Genomic DNA, 15,369 nt, shown 5'->3' on the forward strand with positions numbered 1-15,369 from the left:
GCTCAGGTGTGGAAGCCCCAGTATTCAGCCTCGCTGACCTGGGGATTTCCTGTTTCTTTGACGCGATTCCCGATCTGTCCTTCTGGGGATCCGGCAGCGGTCAGTTCTTCCCTCGTTGGACGTACCTCAAGGCCGAAGCCGCTGACAACGAGCTGAGCTTTGCATCCGCAGAGAAGACCAAGGTCGACGAGTACGGCTATCGGAGGGTGGACAACATCACCGATGGCATCCTCGTCCTCTACCGCACCGCGGTCGGCAACCGGGTCAGCAAGGACGACATTTTCTACCATGTCTACGGTCTGCTCCACGACTCCGCCTACCGGAAAACCTACGCGGCGGATCTGAAGAAGATGCTCCCGCACATCCCTATCCCGGAGACGCGGGAGCGGTTCGAGCAGCTCGCAAGCGCCGGTCGGAGGCTGGCAGAGCTGCACGTGGCTTACGAGGCAGTCGATCCGTACGACCTCGACGTACAGCTCAAGAAGGGCGTATCCGCCGACGATCGTGAGACGTGGCGGGTGTCGAAGCTCAAGTGGGGCACGAAGAAAGACCCCGAGACCGGCAAGAACGTCGAGGACCGTACGACGATCGTCTACAACTCGAAGGTCACCATCGCCGGCATCCCTGAGAACGCTGACCGCTACCTGCTCGGTTCCCGGTCGGCGTTGGCGTGGATCCTCGACCGCTACCAGATCAAGACCGACAAGGCATCCGGGATCGTCAACGACCCGAACGACTGGTGCGACGAGCACGACGACCCGACCTACATCGTGGATCTGATCAAACGGGTGACCACGGTGGCCGTGGAGACGATGAAGATCATCGATTCTCTTGGGTGAAGTCGTGCGCTGATGGATCCACTGCTGTATGCAATTGGCCGATTATCTCGAAGCGGAGACGCATGTAAGACATAGATGGTCGCGTTCCGCTCCGCGCCTTCTGCCGTGACTTCTCAGTACGCGGTAATACCGCGTTGTACCGAACTCGTCAACCCCCCATTCAGGGTTGATGTGAAGACATCGTTTGCCCACTCAGTGGGAAATCGCCAAAAGGGCTCTCAGGGTGAACTGTGGGCCGACGCAGTCTCCTCTTGGCCCTTCTCGTCCATATGGACCCCTTAATCCACTTAGCGGGCGACGAGGTCCCTTTATGGGCGTCGGCCATTACTCGACTTGGCGACGTAAATCACATAATTATTCCCATGGTCCGCTGACCAGCAGTAAGGGGTGAGTGGGAATTACGGCGGTGGCATTCATATCGGCCACAAGCCCTTGTGGTCGACGATGCTGTCGGACCCCAGGTGTAGCGTCCATTCCAGTAGGAGCAGAAATGCGCCTACGAGAAAGAGGCTCATCCGGGTCTCCGGACAAGCCTCCATCTGACATTGGGGAATGTGGGATAGAGGCTACAGACCGCAGGGACTTGTCGCCAATCGACGTGCCTGACGTCCGGTTCTTTCTCCGTACGAGGAAGGGTCACTCATGACCCAGAAAAAAGATGCCCACGTAGTTCCGAATGGTTCCGCAGGGTGGAGAGTTGTCCGACCGAACAGCTCGCGGGCTAGCGCGGTGACAGCGACCCAGGCCCAGGCAATCAGCCGTGCGAGCGAGATCGTCGGAAGATCGGGTGGGGGCGAGGTCCACATCCATGGCCGTAGCGGGCAGGTCCGGGAGAAGAACACCATCGCTCCCGGCAACGATTCCTTCCCCCCGAGAGGCTGAGCACGGTGGCAACTAAGCGCATCACGGTCAAGCCGGGGCAGAAGAAGACAATTTCCGTGCCCGGTCCTATTCGAAAGGTCATCATCAAGCCCTCGAAGTAGGACGCTGGTGGGCTGCCCCCGGAACCTACGCGTGCCGGGGGCAGCGTCACAGTTCGGCCAACGAGTTCCTGGCGGGAATTCCCTCCAGCACAACACTTCCATCGACGTCCGGGCCTTGTTGAACGTAGCCTTCTGTAACCGGGTGACACGGTGATGTTGTTTAGTCCGAACAGGATGAGAGTTAATGGCGATCAGCACTGTGAACATATGGGCTGACCCTCGACCATTCGGCCGTAATCGCGTTCGCCAGTTGTTGGTGCCTGCATGCGACGAACTCGGTACGCGTGGGGACGAGCACGGGACGGAAGTGCACGGCCCCTACGGCTGCTGGCCGGCAGTTTACGAAAAGCGGTTGGCCGTCTCCGGGCCGTTGACGGCCGTACTGTCGTCAGAAGACTCGTCATCTCTGCGATGGCAGGGGAGTCGACAAATGTCGTCTCCGGAAGATGTGCTGACCTCGTATCGGGGGGCGATCGGCTTCCGCCCGCCTGAAGATCCTGGCAGTTTGCGTCGTCCCCAGATCGGTGCACTGCATTCGATCCTCGGCTATCTGTCATCAGGTCTGACTGAGCCAGCGGTAATCGTCATGCCCACTGGCACCGGCAAGACCGAAACGATGCTGGCGTGGATGGTGGCAGGGCGACCCCAACGGCTGCTGGTGGTGGTGCCGTCCGCGGCCCTCCGCGCGCAGATCGCCGACAAGTTTGAGACCCTGGGCATTTTGCAGCGTGCAGGTGTCGTCGCGCGTTCGGCCATGCGGCCGTGTGTCGGCCGCCTCGAACACGGATTTCAGAAACCCGAGGATGCCGCTTCTTTCGTGCAGGCCTGCAATGTGATCGTCGCGACGCCACATGCCCTGCAAGCGTGTGATCAGGAGGCTCGCCATGTTCTGCTCGCGGCGTGCACCCATCTCGTGGTCGACGAAGCTCACCACGCACCGGCCGACACCTGGACCGAAGTGATTCGGGCATTCGCAGAGCGCCCAGTGTTGTTGTTTACTGCCACACCGTTCCGTTCGGACGGACGAGCGCTTCCCGGTAAGACCATCTTTCGGTTTCCTCTCAGGGAGGCGCAGAAGGAGGGGTATTTCAGCCCGATCGAGTTCACAGCGATCTTCGCAGTTGATGATGCGGATGAAGAACTTGCTGCCGCAGCTATCGGCCGCTTACGACAGGATCTGGCCGAAGGGTATGACCATGTGCTGCTCGTGCGGGCAGGGTCAAGGCAGCGTGCTGGAGAGATTCACGCCATCTACATCCGCGAGGCATCGGAGTACCAGCCGCGCCTCCTGCACGACGGTCTCGGTGCTGGTGAAAAATCGGAGACACTCGATGCACTCCGAACAGGCCAATGCCGCATCGTGGTGTGTGTGGACATGCTCGGCGAAGGCTTCGATATGCCAACGCTCAAAGTGGCCGCCTTTCACGACACCCGAAAATCACTGAGCCCTATGATTCAACTTGTCGGTCGCTTGGCCCGAACATCATCCCCGACCGAGATCGGTACGGCGAGCATCTTTGTCAGTCAGGATCCCTCTACGGCACGGTCGCCCTTACGAGACCTGCTACGGGAAGATCCCGACTGGAACCAAGTGCTCAGCGATGTAACCGACCGTGCCACAGCCAGGGCTGAGGAAATCAGCGAATTCGATGCGTCCTTCGCCGGCACACCCTCCTCGGTTCCTATCGGACTGCTCGAACCGAAGATGAGTGCAATCGTCTTTCGTACCGGCGCATCAGACTGGGAGCCCGACGCAGCACAACGAGTCAACGGAGCATCGATTCTCGACGGCGCTATCAGCATCAGCGCGCACCACGATGTCGCCTGGTTCGTGACGGAGTCCGTCGACGATCTCAGATGGGGCTCCGTTCCCGGACTCCGTGATGTCGGATACGACCTGACAGTTCTCTACTTCGATCGGACCCGAGGACTGCTCTTCGTGCACGGATCCGACACTCGCAAGAAATACGACAAACTTGCTGAGGCAGTGCTGGGTACCGAGCCGATCCAGGTCAGGGGCATCGAAACTTTCCGGGTGTTCTCCAAGTTGGATCGCCTGATTCCGACAAACGTCGGCCTTCTAGACGTCCGAGACCGCGATAAGCGGTTCTCCATGCACGTCGGCAGCGACGTCGAGGCTGCCCTGACCGAAGCTGAGCGGAACCACAAGACCAATACTCACATTTCCGCCTCTGCCTTCGACAACGGCGTTCGCGTCACCATTTCGGCTGCGCTCTCCGGCCGGTTCTGGTCGATGCAAACTGCGTCCGGTCTGATGCAGTGGCGGGAATGGTGCGACCGACAGGGAACGAAACTTATCGACACCTCGGTAGATATACGAACCGTCTTCCGCGACATGATCATTCCGACTCCGGTCACCGAGCGCCCACCGTTTCCGCTGCTATCGATGGAATGGCCGTGGGACCTCTACCTGGGCACCGGCACCTCACAGCATGCACGGTACGTCGGCACAACATCCCTACTGACCGACGTCGACTTCGAAGTCGACGACCACTCCGAGGTCGGCGACTTCCTTTTTTCAGTATTCACGCCCGACTGGAAAGTGCCCTATGCAGCGACAATAGGTAGCGCCGGTGTCCGCTACCGGGCTCTTGGCAGCGAAGTCACCGTCGAAAATTCTCGAGGCGACAAGACGCCGTTGTCCACGTGGTTGAACGCTCACAAACCCACCCTGTTCCTCAGCGGTGACCGGCTCATCACCGGCGACGATCGCCTACTAGTCCCCCGAACGGACGTGCCGCCCTTCGATCGGGGAAAACTGATGGTCCTCGATTGGTCCGGCGTCGATATCCGAGTGGAGTCGCAGGGTGTGGACAGGCGTTCGGACTCGATTCAGGCATACATGGTGCGGTACCTGACGGGCCAGCAGACGTTCGATGTCCTCATCGATGACGATGGTGCTGGGGAAGCCGCGGACCTGGTGGGACTCCGCATCGAGGGAGACGATCTTCGTGTCACACTCGTGCACTGCAAGTATTCGTCGTCCGACCTCCCTGGCAAACGCCTTCAAGATTTATACGAGGTCTGCGGCCAAGCAATTCGCGGGGCGCGGTGGCGCGACCGAGCGGCTGCGCCGCTACTGGAACACCTAGACCGTCGAGTCCAGGCCTACGCGAAACGTACCGGCAAAAGCGCATTCGAAGTCGGCGACCGGAAAGAGTTGAACCGAATCCGCGAACGGGCACCTCTCCTGTTCCCTCGCCTCGAGACCATTATCGTCCAGCCAGGCTTGAGCGCAAAGGTCAGCTCCGACGAGCAATTACGTTTGATTGCCGGCGCCGAGTCGTATGTCCGCGCGGTAACCAAGGGCAAGTTCGCCGTCTACTGTTCTGCTTGAACCTGATGTAGGACTGTGACCTGCAGAAGCGCCGTCAACACGGAAGGAACGACGGGTAAGGGGAGAACCCCTACATCCCTTCCAGCACTGCCATGAGCTCATCGAGCAATGCATCGGCTCGGTGTTCGATCTTGTCGAAGACGTCGGTGAGATCCGCGAGAGCCTCATGATCGCGGCGGCGGGCGTTGACGCCGCGATCGTAGTAGTCGGGGTCGAGGACGATGTCGGACTCGATCCGGGCCTCGACATCGTTCTGCCGGGGAACAGGCAACACCTTCCGTACCGGGGCACGGCCGGTCAGGTGTGCTCGTACCAAGGTCGAGACCGATTGCGGGGTCATCGGTTGCGCGTGCGGAAGGTGTCCCCAACGGTCAATCGGACACAGCAACGGTTGCCGGGCCTGCTCTGCATCGAGCGGATCGGCGACGACATCGACCGGGTCGGTGAGGTGATGGCGCAGCAGATGGGTGCCGGGGTACTGATCGAGAAATGCCTGAATCTCTGCCCACCGTTGATAGATCGCAGCTGGATCGCATCTAATCTCGAGATCCGGTTCGAGCCGGAATCGTTCGCCGGACTGGGTCGTGGCCACCAGGGTGTTGCCGTCGTGGCGGAGGTCGCGGCGGCGCAGTCGGGTGATGTCGGTGAAGCTCATGCCGGTGGCGGCGAGGACCAGCAGCAGGGCGTCGCGGCGGCCGAACAGCCCACTCGGCCACCCTAAAGTGGGCAGCTCGGTTGCTCGCTGCAGCAGTAGCTGGCCGAGCCGGTCGAGGCGCGAAGCGCGGGTGGTGTCGAGGTGTCGGCGCACAGTCTCCGTGCGCCCGGGCGGCGGGTAGCCGTGATCGGTGTGGACGGTGTTGATCGCCGACAGTCGGCGTCGCTGCGTCGCGGCCGCGGCCGGATGCTCACCCAGGAACAGCGCCAGGGTGTCAGGACTGGCCGGGATCGGCGACCGGTCGGCGGCGGCGCACCAGTCGGCGAACAGCGCCCAGTCGTGCCGGTAGCGGACGGGGATCAACAGGCCGAGGTCGGCATCGTGAACATCGTTGCGGCGGATGTCTTCTCGTCCGCTGCTGGTCATCGCGGTCACAATCCGAGATTCGTCACGGCGTTGCCGATGAGCGGGGCATGTTCACGAGCGTAGGTTTCCAGCATGGCGGGGGTGCTGTGTCCGGTCTGGCGCATGATCGCGTGCGCGCTGGCGCCGTTGCGGAAGGCCTGGGTGACGAACCCGGCCCGCAACGAATGACCGCCCAACTGTTGGACGAGGTCGGGGTCGTAGCCGGCCTGCTCGGCCCGGCGACGGATGGCCTTGTGCACCGCGGCCCCGGACAGGGGTGTGTGGGAGAGGTTGCCGTTCTTGCGGATCGACCGCAACAGGGGCGAGGACGGCACCATGCGGGGCCGGGTTCCCCGGCACACGTGCGCCGCGAACGGCTCGGCGGTGCGCAGCAGGCGGATGACGGCGGGCCGGCCCCCGGCGTCGGAGGCGGCGATGACCTGCGCCCACCGCAGCCACGCACACGGCGGACAACTCGCATGACTGTGGGTGAACGGCAGCGCCCGGATACTCCCCCGCCCTTCCTGATCCGTCTTGGACTTGCGAAGGCGGATGTGCAGGCCGTCGAGCCGGTGTAGGGAGACGTCGCTGCAGGTGAGCGCGACGAGTTCGCTGCGGCGGAACGCCCCGGCGAACCCCAACAAGAAGATGGCGGAGTCGCGGCGTTCCAACACCTCCGCCGCCCAGCCGGCGCAGTCCTCCCGCGCACGCTCGACGATGGTGACGATGTCGGCGGTGAGCAGCGGCGCCCGCGGATTCCGGGGCCGCTGCCCCGCCGCCGCGTAGTCCCGCCGGATCCCGGACAAGGTGGCGGCCACGAGCTCGTCGCTGCCGGGAGCGGGATGCCCGGCGCGGCGATGGTGGTAGCCGATCCCCGCCACCCACCGGGCCAACGTCGCCGGGGAGTAGGCCCGCTCCCCCGCCTCCGTCACCGTCGATGCCGCGTCGAGGAGATAGGCGGCGACGGTGAGCGGATGCGCCGGCAACGCCGCATGGCCTTCGCGCGCGCACCAGGCGGTGAAGCGTTGCCAGTCGGCGGCGTAGTTGCGTCGGGTCGACTCGGACCGTGAGCGCGCCGCCGTCCCGGCCACCTGTGTGAGGGTCTCGGCCGGCAGAACTGGCACGGACGGTGCAGTGGGCTCCGAGGCGGTCGACGCACAGGCGTCGGAGGGGCTCGGATGGCGCATCAGCAGGTCGTCGGGCACGAAACGGGAGCTTACCGGCCGCTTCGGACAGGTTTCCACCGGAAAACGCGCTCAGCAGGGGTTTCGATGGAGATGGTGCGCTAATGGCAATTAGCAGCACCGACACCGCACAAACCATGAGTGACATATCGCCGGGACGCCGAACCCACGAGTTTTACCCTGGTTGTAGGTTCTCGGTTTCAGTGTCAGTTTCTCGATTTCATGTCAGTTGGCCGTCAGCGGCGTGTCAATTTCTCAAATTCGTGTCAGTTTCGGGAGCCGGAAAAGTGCCCCGGAGCAGCGAGATTTGAGGTCAGGTACGTGCAGGACTCAGGCGCTCCTGTCGCGACGACCCTCGCTGCGGCAGATCCCCATCGGATGATCCTGGGACTGCCAGTACGGAAAGTCCGCAGTCACCCATCATCGGCACTATTCCGGGATGTTCTGGTCGGGCCACCAGCCGTGGTCACGCCGGGCCTGACGCGAACTTCGAGCACCGCCGATCAGCGCCGATCGGACGATGCAATCCCAGTTGCTTCACGCCGCATCACCTCGGCCATCAGCCGGCCTTTCCTATGATGTGCGAGGGGCACGGACCACTGGGACGTACGGTCGGTCCTCTGCCGATCGACTGCTTCGGTCGCAGAAGGAGAGACACGATGTTGTACACCGGCAGAGCCAGCGTCGACCGAATGTTCTGCGTGAAAGACGCGGACGATCGGGCTTGGGAAGAACTTCCTCCGTTGCCCGAGCCAGGCTTCGGTCTGCTCGCTGCCGACACCGGGATGGTCTACGTGTACACGGGGATGTCCATGGGACCACTCGACCTGCAGGTCGAGGTCCTCGGTGATGCTCCCGATCTCGTCGACAGCGGGTGGGAAGACATCGAGGAAGCCTCGCTGCAGACCTACTCGGATATCGCCACGGTCCTCACCGGCGCGGAGGAACCCGTCGATGGATTCCCGGACACGGTGCTCTCGGCCGGCACCGGAACCTATCGGGTCCGTGCCTATGCCGCAGGACGCGACCTGGCGTGGGATCTCGTCGTCGACGAGGTGGTCGAGCGATACAAGCTGCAGATCTGGCCGGCACCGTACGCGCCGCCTCGTATCGTCCAGCATCACAGCGCCCACGCAGTGATGGGCTACTAGAAACTCTGTCGGCAGGCAGGATCGAGTTGATTACGTTGTCGAGCGGACGACCCTGCGAACACATGAGGTCATTCTGAAACGGTCAGTAAGACGAGACCGGAATTTCTGAGGGTTCCGACAAGTTCGTGAGAACCCGGACTGACACGAATTTGGAAACCCACAGTTCCAAGGACCGTCCTACTGACACGTCCGGCGAGAACCTACACTGGTTGTAGGTTCTCGGTGTGAAGTGACACGCGAGTGGTCCAATTGCCAACCCTTCTGCCCAATCGTGCCTAGGGTCTCTCCAATACTACTGTTCTACTGGGAAAACGCTCGCTCGCAGTGCCGTCGGGCACTTGCCTTCCGCACGCAGCTCGAGGGCCGGATCGATGGGGGACGAACAAGGCATGACAAGTACGGCAAGCGGGGTGTCCGATCGGCAGGCCGAGTGCAGGCGCATCGTCTGGATCAACGGCGCTTTCGGAGCCGGCAAGACAACAGCTGCACGCCTACTCGCCCACGCTATTCCAGGGTCAGTCATTGTCGACCCTGAAGCGGTCGGCGCACTACTACGTCCTGTGCTCCAACCAGTTGCAGCCGTGCGCGACTTCCAGATGTGGAGCGCGTGGCGCACACTCGTTGCCGCAACGCTCAATGCAGTCGTGCACGAACTACCGGATGACGGCCCGCAGTTGGTCATCGTTCCCCAGACCATCACCGACGAGTCCTACTGGACACAGATCAGAGCCGCACTCGATCCACGAGTCGATGTGACTGGCGTCGCCCTGTACGTAGACTCCGGCGAGCATCGACGTCGCGTCACCGAGGACACAGAAGAGCAGGATGCATTGCGCTGGCGGCTTGGTCATTTTGATCACTTCAACACTGCCGAGTGGATACGCACGGCATTCACAAGCATTGACACATCGACTCTGACGCCCGAAGCTGTCGCAGCCGCGGTTGTACACGTTCTTCGGCCAAGTCCCCACAAAGGCCATCAAGGCACTCGGTACACATAGCTAGACTCAGCTGAGATCAGCGAACAGCACCGAACGGCGCGAGCCCGGCTGTGAGAGTCCGACGTCAGCCGCACCCGCATATGAACGGATGTTCGTGTCGGCCGGCGGTTTGGGCGCCACGGCGGACCGCAGACGGCGATTGCTGCATTTCGCGTCGGCTGGCTCGCCGACAGTGCCTCCGTCGAACACTTCCCCGGGTATCGAACTCGCCAGTTTCTCGATTTCATGTCAGTCGGCTCCGTCCGCGATGGCCAGCAAGGGTTCGCGGACGGTCGAATACCTGCCATACCGATTTCCGAGCAGGGCTCATAGGGTGGGGTGGGTCTGGTCCGGCCGCCGGAAGGACCGTGGATCCAGGAAGTCGGTGTTCTCGTCGAGCTTCGTCCAGGGTCGTGACAGGCCCGTCCTGTGAACGTGGCGACATGGCAGGTCCGTGCGCTGAACTGTCCGTATCCCGGTGAATTATCGGCATCCCCAGCAGGACCTTCTTTCTCGACGGCTACTGCATCGTCCGGTGGGCGGGAATGCCGGGTCCTGCCCGGTGGTGAGCTCGGGGTCGGTCATTCAGGGGGATCCGACGCAACCCGCTCCAGCTGAGTTGACCCATCACTTCGTTTTGAAACAATACTTTTTCGTTGGGTTTTTCTAAAATAGCTGTATGTCTCGGAACGGGTCGGCACGTCGCATCGGCAATGTAATTCGGGATCTACGTCGCACCCTGGGACTGTCCCGCCGACACTTGGCGGAACTGAGCGGGGCGCACGTACAGACGATCGGCGCCCTCGAGCGGGGAGATCAGCGGCCGAGTCTGGACCTGGCAATGCGCATCAGTGCCGCGTTCGACCGCACTGCACACTGCGACGAGCGCCATCAGCCATCCGGCGGCAGAGGTCCCGAGCCCCAGCTCCACCGCGAGTTTCGGCATGTGGGTGGTGAACATGTAGAGCGAATAACCGCATCCCGCGAAGCTGAGGCCGATCAGCCAGAACTGAGGATCTTTCAGTGCTTGATGAAGGCTGGTTGCAGCGAGCGTCGGAACGGGAGTCTTCTCCGTTTCCAGTCCCACATCGCCGGGGCCATTCCGGGCGCCGAACCAGATGACCGGAACGACGATGGCGAGCATCACACAGCCGAGGATCGCGAAGGCGGTTTGCCATCCGAACGTGGAGATCAGGACTCCTGCGAGCGGAAGTAGCAGTAGTTGGCCGGCGTTGATGCCCATCGAGCTGATCGCCAGTGCCTGGGGGCGCCGGCGTACGTGCCATCGCGTCACCAGGACCGATGCGGGCATCGAGCTGCAGCCGGCGAATCCGATCGCGACGATGATTCCGAAGAGCAGGACGAACTGCCAGAACTCTGTGACGGCCGCGAGAAGAAGGTAAGCCAGGCCCATCAGCGCGGCGCTGGCGGTCATCACCGTTCGTGGACCCGACCGGTCGATGAGCCAACCCATGACCGGCTGGGCCAGCCCCCACATGAGGGTGCTCGCTGCGACGGTGCCGCTCGTGGCTGCGAGTGACCACCCGAAGTGCCCCATCAAGGGCGGGATGAATTGGCCGATTGCCAGATTCAGCCCGAAGGCGCCGGTCAGCGATATGAACGCCACTGCGGTGATGCGTGTGCCCCAGCTGCTGTGCAGTACGGACCCGTCCATGAATCCCCCCTAAGCTAATGGATGTGTATTGCTTGGCCGTTAATTAGGTATCGCAGCACGAGAGCTAACGCAAATCAAACGGGGATACCATTAGTTCTATGACGCGACAGCCCCATCCCTCCCCGACTGCGCCCGTGAGCGGAGAACCCCTCGCCCTGGAATTGGTGAACACCACCTACATCGACGGAGGACTCCGGGGGCATCGTGTCGACGCACTGACCACCACGGACCAGCTCACCGCCTGGGCGGGCGAACATGCCGGTCAGTTCAGTGATGAACTACCCGCGGTTCTCGTGGAACGAGCCTGCACCCCGCGCACGCACGAACAGTTCCTCTCGCTGCGCGAGGCGCTACGCAGCTGCCTACAGTCCGTTGTCGAGCACGCAGTACCCAACGGCGACTCCCTCGCGGTCATCAACGGATTCAGCCGCTACAGCGGATCTCGCCTGGAAATCTCACCCGGGAACCCTGTAGTGGTGACGCGGCGGTGGCAGGTCGACGATCCGTGGTTGATCGCGCTCGGCGAAGTCGCGTCCGACGCGTGCCGACTGCTGATGCCGGATCTGATCGGCCAGGTGCGGGCATGCCCCGCGCCGGGATGCATCCTCTTCTTCGTCAAGTCCCATCCTCGGCGAGAGTGGTGCTCACCGGTGTGCGGGAACCGCGCCAGGGTCGCACGGCATGCCCGTGCCGGTAGGACGGCGCCAGGGACGGCCTGACTTTCTCGTCGCCAGTCTCGCGCCAGAGACAACTCCGGCCAGCGGCACCATCAGGTCCACCGACCCACCCCGGACCACAGCTCGCCGGCACCGCGGTGCGTCAGCAGGGCGTGTGCACCGTCGCGGGGAGTCGTCGACTGCGCATCGTCGGCAAACCGCCCCGAACGATCGTGCGCCCGATGGTGTTTTGCGCGTAGCGGTGCTCTCACGTGGTACCTTCGTAAGGTCCGCTGCGCCACTTCTGATGTGGCTGCGATCCCATCGGCGGCAGAATCAGGATTCCTAGTCGCGAAGCACGCGACCATCCGGCGCCGGTTCCTTTCCGGCGAACCGTTTCCGAACCACCACCAGCCGATCGGTCTGTCTGGCGTGCGCCGGACCGGCCAGGAAAGGGCCAACCTACGATGACCACTTCAATCCGTCTTCCCGGCACCGAACGAGAACTGCTCGAGACCGTGCTCGACCAGGCACGCGCCGATCTCCTCGACACGGTGCGCGGCCTGTCTGAAGCCGACGCCAGAATCCGCCTCGTGCCCTCGCTGACAACCCCGATATCCCTGGTCAAACACGCCGCGTTTGCCGAGCGAATGTGGTTCCAGCGCACGCTCGGACGACTCTCTGATGACGAATGCGACGGCCCACTGTGGGCACACGGAGGGTTCGAGGTGGGCGATGACGAGACGGTGACCGAGGTGATCGGGGAGTTCGAACGTGCCAGCGCCCGAGCCAGATCTATCGCGGCGCGGATCCCCCTGGATGAGACCCGTGAGCATCCGCACGTGGGAGGTGTCGTCAGCCTTCGCTGGATCTATGTGTACATGACTGCCGAGTTCGCCCGACATGCTGGCCACGGAGACATCCTGCGCGAACAGATCGAGGCCCGGTGACCGGCTCCTCCCCTCTTTCACGGGAAATCGGGCTAGCTAGCCTGCCCCGATGTTCCCACCGCAGAAGAGTCGTCCTATTGACGATCCTCAAACAGCACACCCCGCAACGGCCCGGGACTCGATCGTGTCCTGCGGAAGCCGGCCGTCCGACCGTCCTGTTTAACCGTCCTGCATTTCGGTCCCGTATAGCTGACCCAAACAGCACTATCGTCGCCTCACGGACGGAATCCTGATCGGCTATGCCCGATGCAGCACCGCGGGCCAAGACCTGCGAGCGCAACGCACAGCCCTCAAACGCCTCGGAGTCCCCGACGACCGGCTCTACACCGACAAGGGCTACACCACCGGACGCAACCGACACCGACCCGGTCTACGCGAAGCCCTCGCCGCCTGCCGCGAAGGCGACACCCTCGTCGTCGCCAAACTCGACCGCCTCGGCCGCTCCGCCGTCGACCTCCGGGCGATCGCCGACGAACTCGAAGCCAAAGGCACCCGATTGAGCATCGGCGGCTCCGTCCACGACCCGACCGATCCCACCGGAAAACTCTTCTTCGGCATGCTGTCGCTGATGGCCGAGTTCGAATCCGACCTCATCCGCGCCCGCACCCGCGAAGGCATGGCCGAAGCAAAAAAGGCTGGCCGACTCAAAGGCAAGCAACCGAAGCTGTCCGCCCTGCAGCGCAAACGCTTGCTCGCCGACTACGAATCCGGCGAATACACCGCAGCCCAGCTCTGCGAGATCAGCGGACTGTCGCGCTCCGCGATGTACGCCACACTCCGCCGCGCCCGAGAAGAGATCACCGCTTAACGGCAAACTTTCTTAAGAAGATCGGCACCAACGACTATCGCTGTGTCTTCGAAGCAGACCGGATAGATCAACATGGCCGGGGTCATGGCCGAACGGTTCTCCGCCCGGCCATGACCTGGCATTTCACGAGAGACCAGGATCAGTCCGATTTCCGTGGTTTTGTCAGCTGTCCGACGATACCTAGCACGCCGTTCGCAGTGGTGATGCCGGCCGTCCAGTCGAACATCCATGCCGCAACGCACCCCGCCACAACAGCAGGTACGGCCGCGACCCAGGGCACCCAACGACGCCCATCGGGAATATCAGAGTTACGAGGAGAGGTGAGGGAAGGTACCTTCATAGGTGTTTCCTTCGTTCGATGGAGCGTTCTTGAGAGGGACGAGACATATTCGAAGGGACAGATTGACTGCCTCGGGGTCGCGCCAACGACTCCGGGGCAGTGCCTCTTTCAAGGCCGGAACTATTGTCGCAAACCACTCTCCTTGGATGTCCACAAAGACAACACTTAAGCCCGGAGATGCCCGATAAGCTGGTCGAATGTCCCGAGGCTTCGGCGTCAAACAGCGTCAACTGCTGGACGCAATGACCATAAAGCTGGCCGAACAGCACAACGGCGTGAAGCATCGGTGGCGATGGTTCACCCTAGAAATGTGCGGACTCGTCACGAAGGCCACACCGCGTTCAGAGCGAGTCGCGCTGACGCGAGCCGTACGGCGAATGGCAGAACAAGGGATCCTCGAAACTACCGATGAGTTCCCATACAAGTTCTTCTGGATGCCATGGGGACCACTAGACATCCTAGGACCGGTATTCCGGCCAGGGCGCAAGCTCTGGTTCCGACCGGCGCCCGATGAAAACGTCAGGTACGTCGAGCACGTCGTCCGGTCCTCAACCAGTCCGCCAGATGAACTTGAGGACTTCGACGACGAGGACTGGGACGATGACGAGAGCTGGGACGACGAGGACTTCGACTACGGGAGCAACGACACTTCGTTCTGGAAAATGGTCGAGCTCCTACCGGACGACGATGTACTGACCGCCAATTTCGTACCGTGGTGGTACGTGGGAAACGAGGCTCTCAGCGAGTTCTTCGACTTGATCTACGAGCGTCAAACGGTGCGGGCGAAAGACTCGGAGATGGGCCACCACCTCGCGTGGGTCATCTTCGGCACCGCCCCTGGTCAGCGGCAAGATTGAAGTAGATCCTCCCCCCGACGGCAGAGCACCTTCTCGGGTCAATCGCGTTTACGGTGTTGACCAGGGGTGATCCGCCCCCGGACCCCCTTCGGGTCGTCTCGGGTGTCGACGAGCAGTGTGGTCGAGGGTTGGTGTGGCAGTCGGATCTTTGCCTCGTTGGTCTCGGGGCCGGTAAACGTATGCTCCTGCGGCCGGCGGACGGTGCCCCCTCACCCTGGCTAGGAGGGTGCCCCGGCTCGTCTGCCGTGCGCGTGGGCTCTACCGATCCCCGGGGGCTCCGCCCCCGGACCCCTGTCCCTCCCTCCCAAGGTTCCCGCTGCTCCGCGTGCACCGCGCCCGGTCGCCACACCACGGCCCTACCGGACCCGCCGACCACCGAGCAAGGGAAAACCCGCCCTTGCCCGGCAGTCACCGCGCCCGGTTCACCAGGGCCGCACCGACCGACCGAGGTACCCGCTCCACCACCGTCACCGAACCACCCCGATACACCCGCAAAACCGCAGGTCAGAGCCTAAAAGCGTGTGACCG

General features: G+C 62.5%; 10 protein-coding genes and 3 pseudogenes. 10 read left to right on the forward strand and 3 right to left on the reverse strand.

The window, feature by feature from the left end; translation table 11 throughout:
- Nucleotides 1-32 precede the first annotated feature (32 nt).
- The 3 genes and pseudogenes from KXC42_RS26550 to KXC42_RS26560 form a co-directional block, all read left to right on the forward strand.
- Nucleotides 33-839 (forward strand): annotated as a pseudogene (locus tag KXC42_RS26550) (type ISP restriction/modification enzyme); the annotation flags it as partial.
- 642 nt (nt 840-1,481) lie between these two features.
- Nucleotides 1,482-1,721, forward strand: a complete 240-nt coding sequence (locus KXC42_RS26555) for a DUF2188 domain-containing protein (protein WP_219130674.1) — start codon at nt 1,482-1,484, stop codon at nt 1,719-1,721.
- Nucleotides 1,722-2,252: 531 nt separating this feature from the next.
- Entirely contained in the window at nt 2,253-5,180 is a 2,928-nt protein-coding gene (locus KXC42_RS26560; RefSeq protein ID WP_257606260.1) for a DEAD/DEAH box helicase, read from the forward strand.
- Nucleotides 5,181-5,250: 70 nt separating this feature from the next.
- On the opposite strand, the gene KXC42_RS26565 is transcribed toward KXC42_RS26560, so the two are convergent.
- Both KXC42_RS26565 and KXC42_RS26570 read right to left on the reverse strand, forming a co-directional pair.
- The gene (locus KXC42_RS26565; protein ID WP_219130676.1) at nt 5,251-6,261 is read right to left on the reverse strand and encodes a hypothetical protein; all 1,011 of its coding nucleotides are present in this window, start codon (nt 6,259-6,261) and stop codon (nt 5,251-5,253) included.
- Nucleotides 6,262-6,266: 5 nt separating this feature from the next.
- Nucleotides 6,267-7,445, reverse strand: a complete 1,179-nt coding sequence (locus tag KXC42_RS26570; RefSeq protein ID WP_373922205.1) for a tyrosine-type recombinase/integrase — start codon at nt 7,443-7,445, stop codon at nt 6,267-6,269.
- 722 nt (nt 7,446-8,167) lie between these two features.
- Here KXC42_RS26570 and KXC42_RS26575 point away from each other — a divergent pair.
- From KXC42_RS26575 to KXC42_RS27550, 3 genes and pseudogenes are all read left to right on the forward strand, one after another.
- Entirely contained in the window at nt 8,168-8,575 is a 408-nt protein-coding gene (locus tag KXC42_RS26575) for a hypothetical protein (protein WP_245207776.1), read from the forward strand.
- A gap of 371 nt (nt 8,576-8,946) precedes the next feature.
- Nucleotides 8,947-9,576: an AAA family ATPase gene (locus tag KXC42_RS26580; protein WP_219130677.1), complete on the forward strand. Its 630-nt coding sequence runs from the start codon at nt 8,947-8,949 to the stop codon at nt 9,574-9,576.
- Between the two features lie 658 nt (nt 9,577-10,234).
- Nucleotides 10,235-10,363: pseudogene (locus KXC42_RS27550) on the forward strand (hypothetical protein); the annotation flags it as partial.
- 123 nt (nt 10,364-10,486) lie between these two features.
- Here KXC42_RS27550 and KXC42_RS27555 read toward each other — a convergent pair.
- A pseudogene (locus KXC42_RS27555) lies at nt 10,487-11,230 on the reverse strand (MFS transporter); the annotation flags it as partial.
- A gap of 134 nt (nt 11,231-11,364) precedes the next feature.
- Here KXC42_RS27555 and KXC42_RS26590 point away from each other — a divergent pair.
- From KXC42_RS26590 to KXC42_RS26605, 4 genes are all read left to right on the forward strand, one after another.
- Nucleotides 11,365-11,949, forward strand: coding sequence for an ABATE domain-containing protein (locus tag KXC42_RS26590; protein ID WP_245207775.1), 585 nt, complete (start codon nt 11,365-11,367; stop codon nt 11,947-11,949).
- A 404-nt stretch (nt 11,950-12,353) separates the two neighbouring features.
- Nucleotides 12,354-12,836, forward strand: a complete 483-nt coding sequence (locus KXC42_RS26595) for a DinB family protein (RefSeq protein ID WP_064062915.1) — start codon at nt 12,354-12,356, stop codon at nt 12,834-12,836.
- 226 nt (nt 12,837-13,062) lie between these two features.
- Nucleotides 13,063-13,644: a recombinase family protein gene (locus KXC42_RS26600; RefSeq protein WP_064062914.1), complete on the forward strand. Its 582-nt coding sequence runs from the start codon at nt 13,063-13,065 to the stop codon at nt 13,642-13,644.
- Between the two features lie 537 nt (nt 13,645-14,181).
- Complete coding sequence (locus tag KXC42_RS26605; RefSeq protein ID WP_064062913.1) at nt 14,182-14,841, forward strand: hypothetical protein; 660 nt, start codon at nt 14,182-14,184, stop codon at nt 14,839-14,841.
- Nucleotides 14,842-15,369 lie beyond the last annotated feature (528 nt).

This window comes from Rhodococcus sp. LW-XY12 (assembly GCF_019317345.1).
Taxonomy (GTDB): domain Bacteria; phylum Actinomycetota; class Actinomycetes; order Mycobacteriales; family Mycobacteriaceae; genus Rhodococcus; species Rhodococcus pyridinivorans.